15 protein-coding genes are annotated in these 16,874 nt (G+C 68.9%); 5 read left to right on the top strand and 10 right to left on the bottom strand.

Translation table 11 applies throughout. The features are described from left to right. Positions 1–374 precede the first annotated feature (374 nt). Genes NQV17_RS11710 through NQV17_RS11740 form a run of 7 tightly spaced genes read right to left on the bottom strand, consistent with a single transcriptional unit; the run spans position 375 to position 7,587 of the window. Positions 375–1,439 carry a 2-aminoethylphosphonate aminotransferase gene (locus NQV17_RS11710; RefSeq protein WP_257772392.1) on the bottom strand — a complete coding sequence of 355 codons (1,065 nt, stop codon included), beginning with the start codon at positions 1,437–1,439 and terminating at the stop codon, positions 375–377. Then, positions 1,439–2,620, bottom strand: a complete 1,182-nt coding sequence (aepY, locus tag NQV17_RS11715; protein ID WP_257772393.1) for a phosphonopyruvate decarboxylase — start codon at positions 2,618–2,620, stop codon at positions 1,439–1,441. The genes NQV17_RS11710 and aepY overlap by 1 nt, the downstream gene beginning before the upstream one ends. Beyond that, complete coding sequence (gene aepX / locus NQV17_RS11720; RefSeq protein ID WP_257772394.1) at positions 2,617–4,302, bottom strand: phosphoenolpyruvate mutase; 1,686 nt, start codon at positions 4,300–4,302, stop codon at positions 2,617–2,619. Before aepX ends, aepY begins: the two co-directional genes overlap by 4 nt. Beyond that, positions 4,299–5,066, bottom strand: a complete 768-nt coding sequence (locus NQV17_RS11725; protein WP_257772395.1) for a phosphocholine cytidylyltransferase family protein — start codon at positions 5,064–5,066, stop codon at positions 4,299–4,301. The genes aepX and NQV17_RS11725 overlap by 4 nt, the downstream gene beginning before the upstream one ends. Before the next feature lie 36 nt (positions 5,067–5,102). Then, entirely contained in the window at positions 5,103–6,104 is a 1,002-nt protein-coding gene (locus tag NQV17_RS11730) for an HpnL family protein (protein ID WP_257772396.1), read from the bottom strand. After that, positions 6,101–6,910, bottom strand: a complete 810-nt coding sequence (locus tag NQV17_RS11735; protein WP_257772397.1) for a 2OG-Fe(II) oxygenase — start codon at positions 6,908–6,910, stop codon at positions 6,101–6,103. Before NQV17_RS11735 ends, NQV17_RS11730 begins: the two co-directional genes overlap by 4 nt. Further along, positions 6,907–7,587, bottom strand: a complete 681-nt coding sequence (locus tag NQV17_RS11740) for a CDP-alcohol phosphatidyltransferase family protein (protein WP_257772398.1) — start codon at positions 7,585–7,587, stop codon at positions 6,907–6,909. Before NQV17_RS11740 ends, NQV17_RS11735 begins: the two co-directional genes overlap by 4 nt. Before the next feature lie 642 nt (positions 7,588–8,229). Here NQV17_RS11740 and NQV17_RS11745 point away from each other — a divergent pair. Then, on the top strand, positions 8,230–9,744 hold the full coding sequence (locus tag NQV17_RS11745) for an acetyl-CoA hydrolase/transferase family protein (RefSeq protein WP_044843989.1): 1,515 nt from the start codon (positions 8,230–8,232) through the stop codon (positions 9,742–9,744). A gap of 43 nt (positions 9,745–9,787) precedes the next feature. On the opposite strand, the gene NQV17_RS11750 is transcribed toward NQV17_RS11745, so the two are convergent. Further along, complete coding sequence (locus NQV17_RS11750) at positions 9,788–11,320, bottom strand: DHA2 family efflux MFS transporter permease subunit (RefSeq protein ID WP_257772399.1); 1,533 nt, start codon at positions 11,318–11,320, stop codon at positions 9,788–9,790. A 134-nt stretch (positions 11,321–11,454) separates the two neighbouring features. On the opposite strand from NQV17_RS11750, the gene NQV17_RS11755 reads away from it, so the two are divergent. Together NQV17_RS11755 and NQV17_RS11760 are read left to right on the top strand one after the other, a co-directional pair. Continuing rightward, on the top strand, positions 11,455–11,895 hold the full coding sequence (locus NQV17_RS11755) for a MarR family winged helix-turn-helix transcriptional regulator (RefSeq protein ID WP_124665766.1): 441 nt from the start codon (positions 11,455–11,457) through the stop codon (positions 11,893–11,895). 127 nt (positions 11,896–12,022) lie between these two features. Beyond that, positions 12,023–12,448, top strand: coding sequence for a helix-turn-helix domain-containing protein (locus tag NQV17_RS11760; RefSeq protein ID WP_124920480.1), 426 nt, complete (start codon positions 12,023–12,025; stop codon positions 12,446–12,448). A 91-nt stretch (positions 12,449–12,539) separates the two neighbouring features. On the opposite strand, the gene NQV17_RS11765 is transcribed toward NQV17_RS11760, so the two are convergent. Further along, the gene (locus NQV17_RS11765; RefSeq protein ID WP_044843993.1) at positions 12,540–13,418 is read right to left on the bottom strand and encodes a helix-hairpin-helix domain-containing protein; all 879 of its coding nucleotides are present in this window, start codon (positions 13,416–13,418) and stop codon (positions 12,540–12,542) included. Between the two features lie 185 nt (positions 13,419–13,603). Further along, positions 13,604–15,166 carry a sigma-70 family RNA polymerase sigma factor gene (locus NQV17_RS11770; RefSeq protein WP_257772400.1) on the bottom strand — a complete coding sequence of 521 codons (1,563 nt, stop codon included), beginning with the start codon at positions 15,164–15,166 and terminating at the stop codon, positions 13,604–13,606. A gap of 308 nt (positions 15,167–15,474) precedes the next feature. Between NQV17_RS11770 and NQV17_RS11775 the strand changes: the two genes are divergently transcribed. Continuing rightward, complete coding sequence (locus tag NQV17_RS11775; RefSeq protein ID WP_257772401.1) at positions 15,475–15,909, top strand: hypothetical protein; 435 nt, start codon at positions 15,475–15,477, stop codon at positions 15,907–15,909. 33 nt (positions 15,910–15,942) lie between these two features. Beyond that, positions 15,943–16,731: an SH3 domain-containing protein gene (locus NQV17_RS11780; RefSeq protein ID WP_257772402.1), complete on the top strand. Its 789-nt coding sequence runs from the start codon at positions 15,943–15,945 to the stop codon at positions 16,729–16,731. The last annotated feature ends 143 nt before the right edge of the window (positions 16,732–16,874 follow it).

Consider the following 16,874-nt stretch of genomic DNA (forward strand, 5'->3'; position numbering starts at 1 on the left):
GGCTCGTCTGCGGCGAGCCGGCAAGATCTGATTCCGCTCGCCTCGAATGGTTGCGTACTCGTCGGATTCGCAAGCGGGGTATTGCCCCGTCGCTCGAGGCATCGTGGCGGCGAGCGCGGTACCGTGACCCCCGGCACCACATTCGACGATCCCATGTCCAGCGCACCCAAACGCCGGAACATCGCCCTCTCGAGAGCGGCCATCCTGCGTTAACGACAGGTTCGGACAAGAGTTGAGTGCCATGACGACATCCGGGCTGCGTGGCCGCAAGTCGAACGGCTGCGGGCAGTGGTGACACGTCGATACTCACGCGACTTCCCGAACAACAAAAAAGGCCCTTGCGGGCCTCTGACGGATGAAGGTGTGAGCAACGTTCATTGCGTCAACGCGGCAAACCCCTCCAGCAACCGCTCGACATCGGCCGCTTGAATCGCGCCCATCGTCGAGATCCGGAACAGTTCCTTCGACAACCCGCCTTGCCCCGCATAAATCACGAAGCCACGGGCCTTCAGCCCGTCGTGCAGCGTCTCGTACGTGACGCCTTGCGGCAGCCGGTACGCACGCAGCACGACCGACGACGCGCCTTCCGGCAGCACGAGCGACATCCCGCGCGCCGCGAGCCCGGCCTGCGCCTGATCGGCGAGCGCCTTGTAGTGCGCATGCCGCGCACGCCAGCCGCCGGCCTCATCGAACTCGCGCAGCGCCTCGACGAGCGCGTAGTACGCGTGCACGGACGGCGTGAACGGCGTATTGCGCTGATCCTGCAGCTTCGCGAGCCGGCCGAGATCAAGGTAATACGTGCGGCTCGCGGCCTTCGCGAGCGCGCTGCGGCGCACGATCACGAACGCGGCACCCGGCACGCCGTGCAGGCACTTGTTCGCGGTCGCGGCGACCGCGTCGATCACGCCGCCGGCGAAGTCGATCGCTTCGGCGCCGAAGCTGCTGACGCCGTCGACGAGCATCTTCACGCCGCGTGCGCGGCACACGTCCGCGATCGCGCCGAGGTCGTTCAGCCGGCCGGTCGTCGTTTCGTGATGAATCACCGCGACGTGCGAATAACCGCCCGCGTCGAGACGCGCGGCGATCTGCGCGAGATCGGGCGCCTGCATCCATTCGTGCTTCAGCACGTCGTGCGCGATCCCGTACTGCGTCGCGATCTGCGTGATGCGCTCGCCGTACACGCCGTTCTCGACCACGAGCAGCTTGCCGTCCTGCGGCACGAGCGCCGCGATCATGCTTTCGACGGCGGCGGTGCCCGAGCCGGTCATCAGCACGGCGGCCCATTCGGCCGGATCGAGCTCGTATGCGGCGACGAGGCGCGCACGCGCTTCATCCTGCAAATCGAAGAATTCGCTTTCGCGGTGGCACAGGTCGGGTTGCAGCAGGCTGCGGCGCACGCGTTCGGTGAGCGTGACCGGGCCGGGATTCAGCAGCAGCATCAATGAGCTCCTTCGGCGTGGGCTTCAGCCTGTGCGGCGCCGATATGCCGCATCAGGCGGGTCTTGACCTCGACCGGCGTGACGGTCGGGCGGGGCAGGCCGTCGGGCACGCCCGTGCGGATCGCCACGCGCACGAACTGCGCACCGTCGGCCCGCGCGGCGAGCGTCGCATCGAGCACGTCGAGCGTGTCGCCTTCGACGGCCGACGCATAGCCGCATGCGGCCGCGACACCCGCGAACGACACATGCTGCGACACGGTCGCCTGGCCGCCCGTCGATTCGTGCGCGCCGTTATCGAGCAGCACGTGCGTGAGGTTGGCCGGGCCGTAGGTGCCGAGCGTCGCGAACACGCCCATGCGCATCAGCGCGGCGCCGTCGCCGTCGACGGCCACCACGCGCAGGTCGGGGCGCGCGAGCGCGAGACCGAGCGCGAGCGGCGTCACGCAGCCCATCGAGCCGACCATGTACAGCTGGTTCGGGCGGTCGTCGATCGCATAGAGCTCGCGGCCGCAGAAGCCGGTCGACGCGAGCACGACGGTCGAATCGACCGGCGTGTGCGCGATCACGCGCTGCAGCGCGTCGTGGCGGCTCGGCCACGCGTCGGTCGACGCGGCACGCGACGACGCTTGCGCGGCGACATGCGCGCGCGGCGCTGCTGCCGGATTCGCCTTCAGCTCATACGGCGCGACGCTGCCTTTCTGCATCACGAGCGCGTACGGGCGGCCCGTCGCGTCCATGTGCGCGATCGCGCGGTCGAGCGCCGGGCCGACCTGTTCGGGGTCGGTCGGGAACGTCTCCCACGGGATCTCCATCGTGTCGAGCATCGCCGGCGTGATCGGGCCCATCAGCGCGTGCTGCGGCTCGTCGGCGACGCCCGGCTGGCCGCGCCACGTGACGATCAGCAGCTGCGGCAGCCGGAACGTCCAGGTCAGCGACGTGAGCGGGCTCACCGCGTTGCCGAGCCCCGAGTTCTGCATCATCGCGATCCCGCGCTTGCCGCCGAGCGTGGCGCCGGCGATCAGCGCGACCGCGTCGCCTTCGTTCGCGGCCGACACGTAGTTCAGCGTCGGGTCCTGCAGCACGTAGTTGATGAACGGCGTCAGGTACGAGCAGGGCACGCCCGCGTACCAGTCGAAACCGCGTTCGCGCGCGGCCTCGACGAACTGGGCCGCTTCGATCATTGCGCGCCCCCGTTGCCGGCGCCCGGCGCGGACAGCGGCGTCTGGCCGTGCGCGAAGTCGCCCGCGCGGCGGAAGTCTTCCAGATCGTTGACGCCGCGCCAGTGGCCGTGCACGTACTGGACCTCGATCTTCTCGCCGGCGGCGATCAGCTCGTTGAGCAGCGACGGGATGTCGAGCGTGTCGAAATCGTCGCGCGCCTGCAGCGTCGCGAGCATCGCCTTCAGGCGGTCGACGCCCGCGCCGCGCACGTTCAGGAGACCGATCCAGCGGCCGTGCGGCGTGCCGGCGGCGACGTCGCTCGACACACGCTGCAGATACGTCTTCTGGCCGAACAGGCCGCGGTCGTCCGCCGCCGAGCACAGCGCGAAGTCGCGCACGCTCTGGTTGGTTTCCGTGAGCGACGAATCGACCACCACGCTGAACTCGGCCTCGCTCTCCGCGAGGTCGCGCACGATGTAGCTGCGGAACAGCAGGTCGCCGTACGAGATCACGGTGTCGCCGGTCAGGCGTTCGGCCGCACATGCGAGCGACGCGAGTTCGCCCGTCTGTGCATGGCGTTCGTTGACCACGAGCTTGATGCCCGACGTGTCGATCGCGTCGGCGCGATAGCCGCCGACCACGGTGATGTCGTTCACGCCGTGCGTCTTGAAGCCGTCGACGAGCCAGCGCAGCAGCGGCTTGCCGGCGACCGGCAGCATGACCTTCGGCTTGTCTTCGGTGACGGCTTCGAGGCCCTTGCCGCGGCTCGCGGCGAGCACGATCGCGGCGTTCGACGCGCGCGACGACGACGACAGGTAGATACGCTCGGCGGCGGAGTACTCGTCGGCGTCCTGCAGGCGGAAGATCTCGTTGACCGATGCAACGCGGTCCTCGACGTTGATCAGCGTTTCGCTCTCGTGGATCTCGCGCGCGGTCGCCTGCATCGCGGATGCCGACGCGCGGATCAGGTGGTTCGCCCAGATCACGGTGCTGATGCCGGCCTGGCGGAACACGTCGGTCGGCGTGCTGTAGTACTTGGTCGGCACGATCACGAGCGGCGCCTTGCCGCTCCATTCGCGCGCGAACTGCAGGATCTCGTCCGGGCGCGACAGCTTGCTGTGGATCAGGATTGCATCGGCGCCGGCTTCCGCGTACGCGTTCGCTCGACGCAGCGCCTCGTCCATCCCCCAGCCTGCGATCAGCGCTTCGACACGCGCGACGATCGAGAAGTCGGGATCGGTCTGCGAATCCTTGCCGGCCTTGATCTTGCCGCAGAACTCGTCGATTTCCGCGAGCGGCTGGCGCTCGCCGCCGATGAAGCTGTTGGTCTTCGGGAACTGCTTGTCCTCGATACAGACGCCGGCGATGCCGCGCTGCTCGAGCTTCTTCACGAGGCGGCGCACGTTGTTGAAGTTGCCGTAGCCGGTGTCGCCGTCGAGCAGGATCGGCAGGTCGCTCGCGTCGGCCATGAACTCGAGCACGTCGACGACCTGCGTCCAGCTTGCCTCGTTGTTGTCGCGCACGCCGAACTGCGCGGAGATCGCGAGGCCCGATGCCCAGATCCCCTTGAAGCCCGCTTCGCGGACGATGCGCGCGGACAGGCCGTTGTGCGCTTCCATCAGGAATTCGAGTTCGCTGCTGACGAGCATGCGGCGCAGGCGTGCGCTGCGCGATTCGGAGAAGTTGGGTTCGCGTGCGTTCATCGTGCGGCTCCGGCGGTCGTGCGTTGAATCAGGGGGAGAATTTCTTGCGTCGCACGTGCGACGTCGTTCGGGAAGTCGATCTCGATCCACGGCGAACCCGTGACGTCGGCGACGTCGAACGCGTGGCCGCCTTCGAGCAGCAGGTCGCGCACGGCTTCCTCGTGCGGCATGTTCGCGCGGCCGCTGTCGACGTAGCCCGCGACGATTTTCGCGAGGCGGCGCGCGGTGCCTTCGGTGAAGCGGAAGAAGCCGACCGACTCGCCGATCGTGTCGTAGTCGAGGTCGACCGCGAGCTGCTTGCGCAGCTCGACCGGCACGCCGTTCTTCAGGCACAGCTTGACGGGTTCGTCGCCGGCCTCGAAGTCGCGATCGATCAGCAGGCGGTCGACCGACTTGTCGGCGTCGGCGACCAGCGCGTGCAGGATGTTCTCGTCGTACAGCACGTCGGCGTCCATCAGCAGCACGTCGCCGCCGCGCGTCATCGCATCGGCGACGGTATGCACGGTCAGCACGCTGCCGAGGTCGTAGCGCTCGTTGATCACGATCTCGGCGGTGCGGCCGAGGCGCTTCAGTTCCTGCTCGACCTTCTCGTGCTGAAAGCCGAGCCCGAGCACGATTTCATCGACGCCCGCGGCGTCGAGCACACGCAGATGGCGCTCGAGCAGCGACACGTCGTCGAAGCGCAGCAGGCACTTCGGGTATTGCGCCTCGGGCGGTTGTTGCAGGCGCAAGCCGAGGCCTGCCGCAAGAATGATGGCTCGCATGGGTTCTCCAACCAAAAAGCCGGCGGATCTGAACGATCAGTCGGCGATGGGCTGCGGCGCACGGCGCCGCTGCCAGTTTCTTTCACTGAAATGCAGATAGAGCAGGCCGGGCAGGCCGAGCGCGAGTTCGCGCGCGCGCTTCGCGAGCGACAGCGCGAGCGCCGCGTCGGGCGGCAGGCCGACCAGCGGGGCGAGCAGCAGGTAACCGCCTTCCTGTGCGCCGAGCGAGCCGGGGATCGCGAACGCCGCACCGCGAATCGCCTGGCCGACGCTCTCGAGCAGCAGCGCGTCGAGCCAGCTGACCGGGTGCCCGAGGAAGTGCAGCGCGAGCCACACTTCGGCGGTGCCGACGATCCAGCCGACGAGGCTCAATCCGAAGGTCTTCGCGACCTTCGCGCGATCGCGGTACAGCGCGCCGACCGCGTCGTCGATCGCGTCCGCGCGGGTCGCGAGCGACGACCAGTCGCGCGGGCCGAGCAGCTTCGACGCGAGACGCAGCCCGCGGCCGAACAGCCCGCGCCGCTGCGCCGCGTAGAACGCGACGGCCAGCGCGCCGAGCACGCCGGTGGCGATCAGCGCCGGCGTGCGCAGGTGCGCGACCGACTCGTGCGTCGCATACACGCTGAACGTGGCGATGCCGATCAGCGCGAACGCCATCTGCGCGAGCGCCTGCATCGTCGTGCTGACGGTGACCGCGGCGGCCGCGTCGGCCATCCGCGTGCCGCGCTGCGCGAGGTGGCGCACCATCAGCACCGGGCCGCCGATCTGCCCGGCGGGCAGCAGGCTGTTCACCGATTCGCCGACCCAGCGCGCGCGCAGCGCGTTGCCGAGTTCGGCGCCCGGCTGGCCGCGGCGGAACATCACCGAGATCGCCAGCGCGTCGATCACGAGCGGGACGACGTGGAATGCCGCGACGAGCGCGAGGCCCCAGCCGGCCGCGAGGAACGTCGACGCGACCGCGCCGACGCCCTGCCACGCGAGCAGGGCGACGAACAGTGCCGTTCCGAGGGACAGCAGGATCAGGCCGGCGCGTGTCATGACCCGCTCGACCGTCGCGTAGCCAGCTGCTTGAACACCTGGCGGAAACCGAAATACGCGATCGCGTCCTTCATGTTCGAGATGAAGCGCTTCCACGGCCGCATGCCGGGGTTGGTCACGTATTCGAAAGTGAGCGACACGCGCGTCTCGTTCTGGCCGAGCGGCGTGATGCGATGGCGCAGCTTGTCGCCGTCGAACAGCACGATGCCGCCGTCGGCGATCTGCACGGAACCCGGTTCGTCGGGCACGTCGGGATTGCGCGTGTGCAGTTCGTAGTCGAGCCGGCACGACGACTCGTCGATCACGCCGATCAGCAGCGTGTAGCGGCGGCCGTCGTAGTACGACGTGTCGTAGTGCCAGCCGATGTGGTCGCCCGGCTTCGTGTAGTAGTACAGCGCGTACGCATGCGGATCGTCGTCCGGCGACAGCATCAGCTTGTCGCCGGTGACCTTCTCGAGGAAGCCGATCAGCGCCTTCGAGCGGTACAGCTCCGCGATGTACGGCGCCTGCTCGTCGATCGTGTGCCGGCTCACGCTGCCGCCCTGCTTGTGGCCGGGCAGGTAATTGCGGTTCAGGCTAGCCTGCATCGCGCGGGCGGCGGCCGCGAGCTTCGCGTGCGCGTCGGCCGGCAGGAATGCGTCGAGGTACAGGAACGAGCCCTGGCGCGTGTAGTCGCCGCGCAGGCGGTCGAGGTCGAGACGGCCGACGCAGTCGGCCACGGTGCGATCGGGATCGGCCGCTGCCGCGCGCGCAGGCGCGGGGCGTGCCGGGCTCAGCACGGAGTCGTCGCGCGTGCTAGGAGTCATTTGGAAACCTGGATTTCGGTAGGGTTCTGCGGGAGATTGCCGCGGCGGACGATGCGCCACCAGTCGATCACGACCCACGCGGCGAACAGCGGGGCGCCGATCGATGCCGCGAGCAGGAACGGCTGGACGCCGTCGACGAGCGTCACGAGCGGCAGCAGGTAGAGCACGTCTTCCGTCTCGAAGCCGCCGGCGAACGCCTGCTTGGTGCCGGCCTTGCCGGCGATCGATTCGATCCGCATGCGCAGGAAGAAGATCAGCGCGACGGCCGCGCCGGCCACCGCGCCGAGCAGCACCGGCGACGCGGCCATCTGGCCGCCCTGGGCGACGATGCCGAGGCCCATGCTGACGAACAGCGCGACCGTCACGAGCGCGTCGGCCGCGAGGTCGTAAAAGTGACCGATCTTGCTGGACTTGCCGCTGATGCGCGCGAGTTCGCCGTCGGTGTGGTCGACGAAGTTCGACAGCACGATCAGGAATGCCCCCGCGTTGATCCAGCCGAAGCCGCCTTGCGCGAGGCACCAGGCACCGGCGAGGCCGATCAGCAGACGAAGGGTAGTGAGGTGATTCGGGGTGACGGGCGTATCGATCAGCGGGCGTACGAGCGAGCGCGCGAGCCGCGCATCCCAGGTGCGTGGCAGGGGCGGTTCGGAACGTGTGGCGGTTTTTCTTTGGTCCATCGGCGAAATATATACGGAATTGTAATTTGTTGCTTTTTATTCGATCAATGTCCTGACATGCGGGAGTGTTACCGCGTATTCCGGACATCGCCCGGTTGCGAACCGGATGCGCGAAACGGCGTTCGCACAGGCGGGACTTACCAGCTTCAGTGTGGTTCGCATCGCGCGGCTGTCAAGGGCGGACGGGCCTTGCGCGCGGGCCCGGCAGCGCTCCGCGCGCGTCGCTGCGTTGATGTGCATCAGGCCCGCAAAAGCCGCGTCGGGCGACAATCGGCCGCGGCGATCGCCGATCGGCCGTCGCATGCGGATTCCCCGCGTTTACGCGGTCAATCCGGAAAGATATCGATCGATTGGCGTTCAGCAGCTTGCAATCCGTGCGCGGCAAACTGGCGGTCTGCTTTCGCGCACCTTTCGATTGCATTCGATGCGCGGCCGCGCGCTGTCACAGAACGGCCGTTCGATACCCGACGCATTCGGCAAGTATCTTTTGCATTCAACGGACATTTCGCGGCGATGGCCTCTGCGATACTCCGACCGTGCCCGTGGTGCCGGGCCGCCCCTCGCGGCCCCAAGGGCTTCGCGTCGCCCAGGAGACACCCCCCGCGACGTCAACGACAGACCAAAAGCGTCAGATATACAGCCATGTCTTCTTCACGCATCCTCGCTCCCGCCCTGCGTTCGCTCGTCCGCACCGCCGACGAAGCCGCCGCGCTGATCCGTCCCGGCATGACCGTCGCCATGAGCGGCTTCACCGGTTCCGGCTATCCGAAGGCCGTGCCCGCCGCGCTCGCCGCCCACATCGACGCGGCCCATGCGCGCGGCGAGGACTTCCGGATCAACGTGCTGACCGGCGCATCGACCGCGCCGGAACTCGACGGCGCGCTCGCCCGCACCAACGGCATCTCGATGCGCCTGCCGTACCAGTCCGACCCGACGCTGCGCGACAAGATCAACAACGGCGAAGTCGACTACCAGGACGTCCACCTGAGCCACGTCGCGCAATACGCATGGTTCGGGCTGTACGGCGACCTCGACGTCGCGATCGTCGAAGTCGCGGGTATCCGCGAGGACGGGCTGCTGATTCCGTCCGCGTCGATCGGCAACAACAAGACGTGGCTCGAGCAGGCGAAGCACGTGATCCTCGAAGTCAACGCGCGCCAGCCGCTCGGCCTCGACGGGATGCACGACGTCTATTACGGCACCGCGCTGCCGCCGCACCGCAAGCCGATTCCGCTGACGAAAAGCGACGACCGGATCGGCGAGCCGTACCTGCGCTGCCCGGCCGAGAAGATCGTCGCGATCGTCGAGACCGACGCGCCGGACCGCAGCAACGCATTCTCCGCGCCGGACGCCACGTCGAAACAGATCGCGCTGCAACTGATCGACTTCCTGCGCCACGAGGTGAAGCGCGGCCGCCTGCCTGAAAACCTGCTGCCGCTGCAGTCGGGCGTCGGCAACATCACGAACGCGGTGCTCGCGGAACTCAGCTCGGCCGGCTTCTCGAACCTGACCGCGTACACGGAAGTGATCCAGGACGGCATGCTCGACCTGCTCGACGACGGCACGCTGAGCTTCGCGTCGGCCACGGCGTTGTCGCTGAGCCCGGCCGCGGTGCAGCGCTTCGCGGACGAGATCGCGACGTTCCGCGAAAAGATCCTGCTGCGCCCGCAGGAGATCAGCAACCATCCGGAACTCGTGCGCCGCCTCGGCTGCATCGCGATGAACGGGATGATCGAGGCCGACATCTACGGCAACGTGAACTCGACGCACGTGATGGGCACGAAGATCCAGAACGGCATCGGCGGCTCGGGCGACTTCGCGCGCAACGGCTACCTGTCGTGCTTCATGTCGGCGAGTACCGCGAAGGGCGGCGCGATCTCGCGGATCGTGCCGATGGCGAGCCACGTCGACCATACCGAGCACGACGTCGCGGTGGTCGTCACCGAGCAGGGGCTCGCCGACCTGCGCGGCCTGTCGCCGAAGCAGCGCGCGCGCAAGATCATCGCGACCTGCGCGCATCCCGACTACCGGCCGATGCTCGAGGACTACTTCGAGCGCGCGTCGCGCGAGAGCTTCGGCAAGCACACGCCGCACCTGCTCGCCGAGGCGCTGTCGTGGCACGAGCGCTACGTGCGCACCGGGACGATGAAGGCCTGACGTCGCGACCCGCGGCGGGCAAGTAGGTGCCCGCCGCACTGAGTCAATCCATCGCCGCGTGCGCGACGTCGACGCTCGCCGTTTTCTGCGGCGGGCGGATCAGCAGCAACAGCGGGATCATCAGCAGCGTCGCGACGAACATCAGCTTGAAGTCGTTCAGGTAGGCGATCATCGCGGCCTGCTGGTTGATCGTGCGGTCGAGCAGCGCGATGTCGACGTGGCTGCCGGCCATCGCCTGCACGGCCGGGTCGAACGGCGTGATGTGGGTCGCGAGGTCGGCATGCGCGACCTGCGTGTTGCGCGTCATCAGCGTCTGGACGATCGAGATGCCGATACTGCTGCCGATGTTGCGCATCAGGCTGTAGGTGGCCGTGCCGTCCGCGCGCAGCTCGGGCTGCAGCGTCGAGAACGACAGCGCGCTCAGCGGAACGAACACGAGCCCCAGGCCGAAGCCCTGGACCACCCCGGGCCACACGATGTCCGCTTCGGACAGCACGATCGTGTACTGCATCATCTGCCACAGCGCGAGCGCGGAAATCGCCAGCCCGGCGAGCAGCAGCACCCGCGCGTCCACGTATTTCAGCAATCGTCCGACGAACAGCATCGCGATCATCGTGCCCGCGCCGCTCGGCGCGGTGACGAGGCCGGTCGTCGCGACCGGATAGCCCATCAGGTTCTGCAGCATCGGCGGCAGCAGCGCGCGCGTTGCGTACAGCACCGCGCCGACGACGAAGATGAACAGCGTGCCGGTCGCGAAGTTCGGGTCGCGCAGCAGCTCGGACTTGAAGAACGACGCGTGACCGGCGGTTGCCGTATGCACGAGGAAGAACGCGAAGCTCAGCGCCGCGACGAGCGCCTCGATGCGGATTTCGTATGAACCGAACCAGTCGAGCTGTTCGCCGCGGTCGAGCATCGCCTGGAACGCGCCGATCGCGAGCGCGAGCGTCGCGAAGCCGAACGCGTCGAACTTTACGTGCGGGCGCGGTGCGCGCGCGGGCAGGAAGGTCAGCACGCCGGCCAGTGCGAACGCGCCGATCGGCACGTTGATGAAGAACACCCAGCGCCAGTTGTAGCTGTCGGTGAGCCAGCCGCCGAGCGTCGGGCCGAGGATCGGGCCGACCATCACGCCCATCCCCCAGATCGCCATCGCCTGGCCCTGTTTCTCGCGCGGGTTGATGTCGAGCAGGATCGACTGCGACAGCGGCACCAGCGCGGCGCCGAACACGCCCTGCAGCAGCCGCGCGCCGACGATCTGCACGAGCGACTCGGACAGCCCGCACAGCGCGGACGCGATCGTGAAGCCCGCGATCGAGATCGTCAGCAGCCGTTTCATGCTGAGCCGGTCGGACAGCCAGCCGGTCAGCGGCGTCGCGATCGCGGCGGCGACGATGTAGGAAGTCAGCACCCAGGTGATCTCGTCCTGCGACGCGGACAGCGTGCCCTGCATGTGCGGCAGCGCGACGTTCGCGATCGTGCTGTCGAGCGTCTGGATCAGCGTCGCGAGCATGATCGACAGGGTCAGCATCGGCCGATTGAGGGCGGGCGGCGAGGCGGGGGCGTCGGCGGCGGGATTCAAGCGGGTGTCTCCGTGTGGCGGTCGCCGTGGGCGGCGATCCGGTACGGCTCGAATTATAAGCATGCTTATTATGTTTGTGCTCATCGCTTGATCCGAGCCGCGGGTCATTCGCGGCCTGCCCCTATAATCGCCGCATGGACAAGACTTACGAGAACCGGATCGGCTACCTGATCACCGACGTGGCCCGCCTGCAAGGACGCCTGTTCGACCGGCGCGCGAAGCGCCTCGGACTGACGCGCGCGCAAAGCCGCGTGCTCGCGTACCTGACGTGGAAGGGCGAGATGAATCAGGCGCGGCTCGCGGAGTGGCTCGAGATCACGCCGATCTCGCTGACGCGGCTGCTCGACCGGATGGAAGGCTGCGGGTGGATCGAACGCATCGCGAACGACGACGATCGCCGCGCGTTCGTGATCCGGCTGACCGACAAGTCGCGCGAGATCTTTCCGCAGATGCTGGAAGTGGGCGACACCGTCACCGACGACGGGCTGCGCGGCTTCACGCGCGACGAGCGCGACACGCTCGTGCGCCTGCTCGGGCGCGTGCGCCACAACCTGATCGACAGCGGCGGCGAATGACGCGGGCGCGGCGCCGCTCAATCGGCCGGCAGCAGCGGGGCGGCTGCGGCAACGGCGGGGCGGTCCGGGCTTGTGTCGGAGGAGTCGGGCCGCTATCTTGCAACCTCAAGTTCACTTGAGATCAAGCATGAGCCGTCTGGACATCGCCGATGTCGCGCGCCGCTCGGGATTGCCCGCGTCGACGCTGCGCTACTACGAGGAAAAGGGATTGATCGTGCCGACCGGCCGTCACGGGCTGCGGCGCCAGTACGACGAATCGGTGCTCGAGCGCCTGGCGCTGATCGCGCTCGGCCGCGAGGCCGGCTTTTCGCTCGACGACATTCTTGCGATGTTCGGCGCGGACGGCCGTCCCGCGATCGACCGCGCGAAACTCGACGACAAGGCCGACGAACTCGACCGTACGATCCGCCGTCTCGGCGCGGTGCGCGATGCGTTGCGCCATGCGGCCGTGTGCTCGGCGCCGAGTCATCTCGAGTGTCCGTCGTTCCGCAAGCTGCTGCGCATCGCCGCGCATCGTCATCCGGTGCGCCGCACGAAGACGGACGGCACGTAAGCGGTCAGGCGGTCCGGTTTGCCGGAACGGACGGGGCGCGCGGGCGGGCGGCGGGGCGTCCGTACCGCGGCGGCCAGCGCCCCCGAGCGGATCATCCCGCGTAATACACACGACACTCCATCTCGCGTCCGCGCACGATGCGCTTGCCGACGAGCGAGCCGAGCGTTTCGGTGACGACCGTCCTCTGGTATTCGCATTGCAATGCATCGTAGAAGTAGAGCGCGACCCAGTCGGCGGTGCGGGTGGACTCCTGCGGGCGAACGGGATACGGGCACAGCGCGGTGAAATGCCAGCCGCCTTTGGTCATGTGCATCACGGGCGGCTGAACGCTCAGGTCCGCGTTCAGCCGGCGTGACACGAGCGTGGGCAGGATGCCGGCGGCGGCCTTGTTGCGGTACAGGCGGTCGATATACAGCAGCAGCTCGACCGGCGGTTCCGTGCCGAGATCGGCGTTGCGCGTGTGGCCTTGCCAGCGCCGGCGCCGGGTCAGCACGTCGTCGAGCGCCGCGCGGATGCCGGCCGCGCGACGCGGGCCGACGCCCGCGATCGCTTCGAGCTGGCCGCTGCGGGCCGCGCGTTCGAGATCCTCGAGCGTATCGATGTGCAGCTGGTCGTGAATCCGCAGCGCGAGCGCATGGCCGATGCCCGGCACGGCTTCGAATGCGGACGCGCGCTCCGCGTCGCCGCGCAGCCGGTCGAGCAGGCGCCAGCGTCCGGTCACCAGCAGTTCGGCGATCGCCTGGGCGACGCCCGTGCCGATCTCCGGCAGTGCACCGAGCGAATCGACGCCGCCCGCGTCGAACCGGGTGCGGATGCCGTCTTCGAGCGACGCGATCGTGTCGGCCGACGCGCGGTAGGCGGCCACCCGATAAGGATTCGCTCCCTGTTCTGCAAGCAACTGCGCGGCTTCGCGCAGGCAGGCCGCGATTTGCCGGTTTTCCTCGTGTGTCTGGCCGATGGTCGTTTGCATGTGCGGAGCCCGGGGATGTGCAAACGGAATGGACACGGCGGGTAACGCGCCGGTCCACCTTTTATTTCAACATATTGTCGGGAGGGGCGACGAACAAAACTTGATGCGCGTCAATAGCAAACGTTTCACAGGCGGAAGCGGGCCGCGCGCGTTCGTGCCGGGCCGCGGCACGAACGTGCGATGCGTCACGCTTCGAGGAACGTCTGCGCGCCTTCCGCCTCCGCGGCCGTGCGCAGCGCGGCGAGCGCGCGCTTCTCGATCTGCCGCACGCGTTCGCGCGACATGCCCGCGTCCTGCGCGATCGCGTCGTAGGTGTCGGGCTCGGCGCCGCCGAGGCCGAACCGGCGGCGCAGCACGTCGGCCTCGGCCGGCGTGACCGAGCGCAGCAGCGACGTCACGCATTCGCGCATCCGCGTGTCGGCCAGCTGCTCGAACGGGCTCGCCGATGCCTGGTCCTCGATCAGGTCGACGAGGCCGGCGTCCGCGTCGGGCAGCGGCGTGTCGAGCGACACCGGCTCGGCAGGGAGCGCGAGCACCGCGCGCAGCTTGTCCTCGGCGAGCCCGGTTTCGGCCGCGAGTTCGGCCGGCGTCGCGCGCCGGCCGGTGCGCTGGCGAAAGCGCAGTGCGTGCCGATGCACGCGCTGGTACTGGTCGCCGACGTGCACCGGCACGCGGATCGTGCGCGCGCGATCGGCCACCGCGCGCGCGACCGCCTGCCGGATCCACCAGGTCGCGTAGGTCGAGAACTTGAAGCCGCGCCGGTATTCGAACTTCTCGATCGCGCGCATCAGGCCGAGGCAGCCGTCCTGCACGAGGTCGGGCAGGTCGACGCCGCGGTTCATGTACTTGCGCGCGATCGACAGCACGAGCCGCAGGTTCGCCTCGAGCATCGCGCGCGTACCGTCGCGCACTTTTTGCTGGCCGTCGCTGAGCGCTGCGCCGAGTGCGCGCCGCGCGACCGTGTCGAAGCACGCGGCGTCGGTGCCCGCGGTGGCGTCCGTCGCGGCGTCGACCGGCGCGGCGGCCAGTGCGCGCACGACGCGGCTAGCGTCGTCGACGGCCGGTGCAACCCACGCGAGCGAACCGAGCAGCGCGGCCAGACGGTTGCGCGCGTCGCGGTATTCGGCCGAGCGGCAGCCCTGCGCGTGCAATGCGCGGCGCACGGCCGTCACCGCGTCCTGCAGCGTGTCGTAGCGTGCAGGCACCGGTGCGTTGCCTTCGCCGTCGCCGATGTCATCGCCTTCGTTGGCGGCCGCGCCGGTTGCGCTCGTCGCGCCGTGGCGCGCGAGCAGCGCCTCGACGGCCGCCGGACAGCCGGCGAGCGCGTGCAGTATCTGATGGCGGCCCGTTTCGATCTCGCGGGCCAGCACGATTTCGTCCTCGCGCTTGAGCAGGGGCACCGCATGGATGCGCCGCATGTAGAGCGCGAGCGGATCGGTCGATGCGCTCGTGCCGCGGGCCAGATCGCCGAGCAGCGCGCGGCCCTCGTCGAGCGCGTCGCGATCGACGTCGACCGGCGCCGCGCCCGCGAACGGCACCGGCGCGACCGGCTCGTCGAGCACGGCGATGCCGATGTCCGCGAGCGCGGCGCGCACGACGTCCAGCGCGTCGGGGCTGTCGCTTTCCGGCGGCAGCGCGTCGACGAGGTCGGCGTGCGTCAGATAACCCTGTTCGCCGGCAAGCGCCAGCAGCTGGATGATCGGATCGAGGGGCGTGTCCGCCCGAAGCGTGGGGCGTGGCGTAGTCATGTCGATGGCGGCGTGAGCCGCGTTCCTGTCTGGGCGGGCCGAAGTCCGCGGGTTTCAGGCTCCCGGAGGCCGCGAACGCCCGTCCGCGCCGGCCAGCCTGACTCGATGTTCAAGTTGAGGGCATTTGCGTCAACTTCAACGTCGGCGCGGCTGACGCGCGAGCATGCGGCATGCCCGCCCGGTTGCGACCCGCATTCGATCCGTGGAAACAAAAAGTAACGGATCAAACCCGCAGAAATATGCGGGGGACGTAAGCTAGAGTCAGGCGCGCGCCACGCGGCGACGCGCGGATTCCTGCGGAGCATGAAATGAACCCGATTTCCGCCGCGAGGCCTGCCGTCATGGCGCTGGCCATGCTCGCGCTGAGCGGTTGTTATTACACGAGCCCGTACGGCTATGCGCCGTATTACGCACCCGTGCCTGCCACGGTGTCGCAGCGCGAACTCCCGGCAGCGCCGGCAAATGCCGGGCCGGTCGTCCCGTCGCCCCCCGCGGTGCCGGCCGTGCCGCCGCCGGCGGACGACTACGCCGACGCGCCGGCTCCGGTATATGCCGCGCCGGTCTATGTGCCTTACCCAGCCTACTATCCCGCGTATTACCCGGGCTGGTACGGGCCGCCCGTCACGATCGGCCTCGGCTTCTGGGGGCATTGGGGCGGCGGTTACCGCGGCGGGTACTGGCGCCGTCCCTGGGGCGGCGGCCACTGGGGAGGCGGGCATTGGGGCGGGGGCCATCGACACTGACCGACGCGCGGCGGCACCGCGCGGGAGAGCAACATGAGCAACACGATCATCCGAAGTCTGTGCGTCGTCCTGTTCGGTGTCGCCGCGATACCGGGCCTCGCCGACGCGCAAAGCAGCGCCTACACGAACTCCGGGGCCGAAATCTATGCGGGGCCGGCACCCGATTATCCGGTCGTCGCGCAGGTCCCCCCCGGCACCGCGCTGGACGTGTTCGGCTGCCTCAGCGACTACTCATGGTGCGACGTCGCGCTGCCGGGCGTGCGCGGCTGGATCGACGCGGAGCAGCTCGACTATCCGTACCAGGGCAATTACGTGCCGTTGCTCGAATACGGCGCGATCGTCGGCGTGCCGGTGACCGGGTTCGCGATCGGCGCGTACTGGGACCGCTACTACCGCCACCGGCCGTGGTTTCACGATCGCGATCGCTGGGAGCGTCGTGCCGAGCCGCGCATCGGCCCCGGCGGGATGCCGCCGGCCTACGGGCGCCCGCAGCCGGGCGGGCCGGTTCAGCGCGCGCCGGGCGGCGAGCCGCCCGAGCGGCATGATGCACGGCCGTCGGCCACGCGCGGCGGCTGGAACGGCCCGAACCGCGCGCCGGCGCCGGCGCAACAGGCCGCACCCGCGCCTGCGCCGATGCCGGGCGCGGCCGGCGCCCGTCAGCCGGCGCCGCCGCCACCCGCACCCAGCGGTGGCGCGGTCAGGATGATGGTGCCGCAGACGCATCAGGGTGGCGGCGGTTACGGCGCACGGCCGCAAGGCGGCGGAAACGGCGGCGGAGATCACGGCGGCGGCGGGCGCGGCACCGACGAGTTCCGGCATTGATCGCCTGACGGCACCGGTGTCGCGGCCCATGGCCGGGGCCGGATGAAAAGCAATTCGGTCGGCTCGCTCATCGCGCCCCTGCAAGCCTGTTCCTGAAAAAAACGAAACCCCACGCTCCGAAAAACGTGGGGTTCGTCAGCAGT

It is taken from the genome of Burkholderia sp. SCN-KJ, from assembly GCF_024656005.1.
Taxonomy (GTDB): Bacteria; Pseudomonadota; Gammaproteobacteria; order Burkholderiales; family Burkholderiaceae; genus Burkholderia.

What these genes read in the sequence shown, in the direction of transcription:
- NQV17_RS11710 (WP_257772392.1), bottom strand. Translation starts at nt 1,439, where the DNA reads ATGCTGCTGCTGAATCCCGGCCCGGTCACGCTCACCGAACGCGTGCGC.
- aepY (WP_257772393.1), bottom strand. Translation starts at nt 2,620, where the DNA reads ATGATCGAAGCGGCCCAGTTCGTCGAGGCCGCGCGCGAACGCGGTTTC.
- aepX (WP_257772394.1), bottom strand. Translation starts at nt 4,302, where the DNA reads ATGAACGCACGCGAACCCAACTTCTCCGAATCGCGCAGCGCACGCCTG.
- NQV17_RS11725 (WP_257772395.1), bottom strand. Translation starts at nt 5,066, where the DNA reads ATGCGAGCCATCATTCTTGCGGCAGGCCTCGGCTTGCGCCTGCAACAA.
- NQV17_RS11730 (WP_257772396.1), bottom strand. Translation starts at nt 6,104, where the DNA reads ATGACACGCGCCGGCCTGATCCTGCTGTCCCTCGGAACGGCACTGTTC.
- NQV17_RS11735 (WP_257772397.1), bottom strand. Translation starts at nt 6,910, where the DNA reads ATGACTCCTAGCACGCGCGACGACTCCGTGCTGAGCCCGGCACGCCCC.
- NQV17_RS11740 (WP_257772398.1), bottom strand. Translation starts at nt 7,587, where the DNA reads ATGGACCAAAGAAAAACCGCCACACGTTCCGAACCGCCCCTGCCACGC.
- NQV17_RS11745 (WP_044843989.1), top strand. Translation starts at nt 8,230, where the DNA reads ATGTCTTCTTCACGCATCCTCGCTCCCGCCCTGCGTTCGCTCGTCCGC.
- NQV17_RS11755 (WP_124665766.1), top strand. Translation starts at nt 11,455, where the DNA reads ATGGACAAGACTTACGAGAACCGGATCGGCTACCTGATCACCGACGTG.
- NQV17_RS11760 (WP_124920480.1), top strand. Translation starts at nt 12,023, where the DNA reads ATGAGCCGTCTGGACATCGCCGATGTCGCGCGCCGCTCGGGATTGCCC.
- NQV17_RS11765 (WP_044843993.1), bottom strand. Translation starts at nt 13,418, where the DNA reads ATGCAAACGACCATCGGCCAGACACACGAGGAAAACCGGCAAATCGCG.
- NQV17_RS11770 (WP_257772400.1), bottom strand. Translation starts at nt 15,166, where the DNA reads ATGACTACGCCACGCCCCACGCTTCGGGCGGACACGCCCCTCGATCCG.
- NQV17_RS11775 (WP_257772401.1), top strand. Translation starts at nt 15,475, where the DNA reads ATGAACCCGATTTCCGCCGCGAGGCCTGCCGTCATGGCGCTGGCCATG.
- NQV17_RS11780 (WP_257772402.1), top strand. Translation starts at nt 15,943, where the DNA reads ATGAGCAACACGATCATCCGAAGTCTGTGCGTCGTCCTGTTCGGTGTC.